This is a genomic window from Photobacterium alginatilyticum (assembly GCF_009910675.1).
Taxonomy (GTDB): Bacteria; Pseudomonadota; Gammaproteobacteria; order Enterobacterales; family Vibrionaceae; genus Photobacterium; species Photobacterium alginatilyticum.
Map to the genome: position 1 here is coordinate 1 of NZ_RSEJ01000073.1, position 3069 is coordinate 3069.

At 39.4% G+C, this 3069-nt stretch carries 4 protein-coding genes; all 4 read right to left on the reverse strand.

The window, feature by feature from the left end:
* Positions 1 to 237: 237 nt before the first annotated feature.
* Positions 238 to 702 carry a hypothetical protein gene (locus EIZ48_RS27780; RefSeq protein WP_160658591.1) on the reverse strand — a complete coding sequence of 155 codons (465 nt, stop codon included), beginning with the start codon at positions 700 to 702 and terminating at the stop codon, positions 238 to 240.
* Between the two features lie 179 nt (positions 703 to 881).
* Complete coding sequence (locus EIZ48_RS27785; RefSeq protein ID WP_160658593.1) at positions 882 to 1310, reverse strand: hypothetical protein; 429 nt, start codon at positions 1308 to 1310, stop codon at positions 882 to 884.
* A 632-nt stretch (positions 1311 to 1942) separates the two neighbouring features.
* Positions 1943 to 2398, reverse strand: a complete 456-nt coding sequence (locus EIZ48_RS27790) for an Imm26 family immunity protein (protein ID WP_160658595.1) — start codon at positions 2396 to 2398, stop codon at positions 1943 to 1945.
* Positions 2399 to 2518: 120 nt separating this feature from the next.
* Positions 2519 to 2869 carry a hypothetical protein gene (locus EIZ48_RS27795; RefSeq protein ID WP_160658598.1) on the reverse strand — a complete coding sequence of 117 codons (351 nt, stop codon included), beginning with the start codon at positions 2867 to 2869 and terminating at the stop codon, positions 2519 to 2521.
* Positions 2870 to 3069 lie beyond the last annotated feature (200 nt).

Here is a 3069-nt window from a genome sequence, read left to right on the forward strand (position 1 = left end):
GCTCGGAAAAGAAGTCTTTCGACGGCTAGAATATCACATTACAGATTCAACATTACGTTGGGCACAACAAGAGTTAATTATGATGGCGAGGAGCAGTTATCATGCATAAATTTTGTGGGGATCCTCCAGCGCCTGCAATAAGGTGCCCTTCACTGAACCAGCAAAGCACACTGAACTCCATACCAAAACCGCCGAGTGTAACGGGTCACCTTGATTGCCTTGTTATGCCAAAGCCCACTACTTAGAGAGCTTTATCTTACCTACGTCGTTTATTCCACTGTAGTAATATTTGGGGTAATAAACCCAATACACTTCATTATCATTAGAGTCTTTTGCCAATTCTAAGTATATTTCTTCTTCAGCAGTTTTAACTTTAAACATAAATCGTTCAAGTGGATGAGTATTGTTATACTTAGGAGAAGACATGTCTTTCAGGCTATGTAGAACCTTAGCCTTATCAATTCCACGTTGAGAAACAACACTGATAATTTCACTATCTAACTTTTCATGTAACTCTGACCTCGCTAGGCTTGGGATAAATGTTCCAGCCAATGGAGTTACTATTAATACTGAAATCATTGCTAATATGATATAAGGATTTAGCCTCTTCACAAAAATCATCATAAAGATGAAAGAAACAATAGATATTAATATCCCAACCGCACCAATCATGAAGATGTAATCAAGTATTGTAATTATCATAATTTTTCATTTTATCATTAGTCTTAAACTGATGAAGTTTTACCTCTTGGCATAACGCCTGCAATAAGGTGTGCCCCACTAAAGCAGTAAAGCGCACTGAACTTCATACCAAAACCGCCGAGTGTAAGGCATCACCTTGATTGCCTTGTTAGGCATTTGCGGACATATCTAAGGATTGATTACTTAAGCTTTCTTGAAGCTATTTTAACCAAATCTCCTTCGACAAAAACACACTCATATCTTTCTTTAACTTTAAAAAAATCACCTGTGGTTTTATACTCAGTCTTTCTCTCAATTCTTGCATTAACTAACAGGTCACCTTCTAAGCCATTATTCTGACCATTTCTAATAGCATCATCCATTGCCCTTTGTAATAAATTATCTTTAGGTCCTTCCATGTAATCTAAAGTATATAGATTAACTTTGTAGCATGTTTTCCCTTCAACATGCGATGCTGTTCCTTCTGATTTTTCATATTCTAAGTTTCGAATGTTATATGAAGATGCTGCCGTAAATTGCCCTAACCTTTCATTGGTATCTGGTGGGAGTGATGCACAACCAGAAAGAACCAGTAATGAAGATAGAACAAAGCTTATTTTTGTTTTCATATTAGATCTCATTTAATTTCATACAAATAATTTACTAGATTGATACTTAATGCCTAACGCCTGCAATAAGGTGTGCCCCACTAAACTAACAAAGCCCACCAAACCCAGTACCAAAACCGCCGAGTGTAACGCATCACCTTGATTGCTTTGTTATGCAACTCCATCAATAAATGCGATCATACTTGGCCGAATGCCTTTCAACGCGTGATAAGTCTGCGACATTCAGGCAACAAGCGCAGGCTCTGATAATTCTGATTTACTTTCAACAATTTGATCCAGACCAACTTGCATGACAACCTCTTTCGGACAGGATTGGCTGCTGCACCGAACTATTGGTTAAGACAAGCAACAAGCTTTTCAAAGCAATGTAACGATGGAAACTCACGGCTGAATTGCCAGGATAAAGGGCGGCAAAGAAAACGACAACCAGCCGTTCTCTGAACTTTCAGGCAGCCTTTCGCTGAATGAATAGCCAGAGAAATCGTGGTATTGAGCGATGAACCTTCTACCATTGAGGAACTTGGCTCTAAGGTGCATAACGCCAGCAATAAGGTGTGCCCCACGGAACCAGCAAAGCGCACCGAACTCCGTACCAAAACCGCCGAGTGTAACGCATCACCTTGATTGCCTTGTTATACCCGTGACTCAGCAGACAAAGATCTTACCCACTTGCTTTCTCGTCCTTCACTTAAAGCAAGAAGCCTTTCTTCAACATGCTCTTTTGACCAAACCGCTGCACACTCTAGCTCAATACAATCTTCTTTCGTTGCTGGTATCTCATTGCCATTTGTGTAAATAGAAAACTGCTTTGAGATAAGGTCAAATTTATAAAATTTAGGCTCAGATAATTCGATTTGGTTAGCTTCAATGCAGCCTACTTTAGACCAACCATTTTTACCCAAAGCATCTTTCATAACCCAAATCTTGAACAACTTTCCACCAAAGACTTCGCTGAAATCACTTTGAGGGACGTCATAAGAATTCTCAGAAAATGCGACAAGAGGCTCGGGTAGGACCAAGCCGTAGCTGAACTTTCCATTTGAGAGTGAAATTTGCACCACTTTGCCACACTCAAAGTTTTTAACCATAGTTTGTAATTTTCCTAAAGGGTATAACGCCAGCCATAAGGTGTGCCCCACCGAACCAGCAAAGCACACCGAACTCCAAACCAAAACTGCCGAGTGTAAAGCATCACCTTGATGGCCTTGTTAGTTGTTGATGATATAAGAACCTGCTTTCACAACTACTATTTCTGATCCTACTTTAGCATCCGTCCAATTCGCTCGATCTCGATAACCCCATTCGCACATTAAACGATAGTCATAATCATCAGGAGTATCTTCAAGCTGTTGCACCGTGGCTTTTTCAGAAAATATTTCAGTTTTAGCCATTATTTTTAGGCGTGCTATAGCTAACTCTAATTCTGATATTTGTGCGTGTAACAATGTATCCTCCGGAGAATTGGAAAGTTTTGTTTCTACTTCCTCTTTCCACGAGCAAAGCTTAGAAATTACATTCTTAGTTGATTTGTATGCTTCGTAACTTTCATCGATAAACATCTTACACCTATTTAGAACTACCGTAGTAATTGAAGACAACTAACGCCTGCAACTTGTGAATCCCCACAAAATACCTTTGTAGTTCAATAAGTAGACACGCACCTTACCTTCTGATCTAATGAATTCACCACAAACACAAAAGATTGAAAGCAAGATGCGTGATATTCAAATTCTACACGAGTCGCTGGAAAAACAATGCC

Coding starts and splice junctions, on each gene's coding strand:
- EIZ48_RS27780 (WP_160658591.1), bottom strand. CDS start 702: ATGATAATTACAATACTTGATTACATCTTCATGATTGGTGCGGTTGGG.
- EIZ48_RS27785 (WP_160658593.1), bottom strand. CDS start 1,310: ATGAAAACAAAAATAAGCTTTGTTCTATCTTCATTACTGGTTCTTTCT.
- EIZ48_RS27790 (WP_160658595.1), bottom strand. CDS start 2,398: ATGGTTAAAAACTTTGAGTGTGGCAAAGTGGTGCAAATTTCACTCTCA.
- EIZ48_RS27795 (WP_160658598.1), bottom strand. CDS start 2,869: ATGTTTATCGATGAAAGTTACGAAGCATACAAATCAACTAAGAATGTA.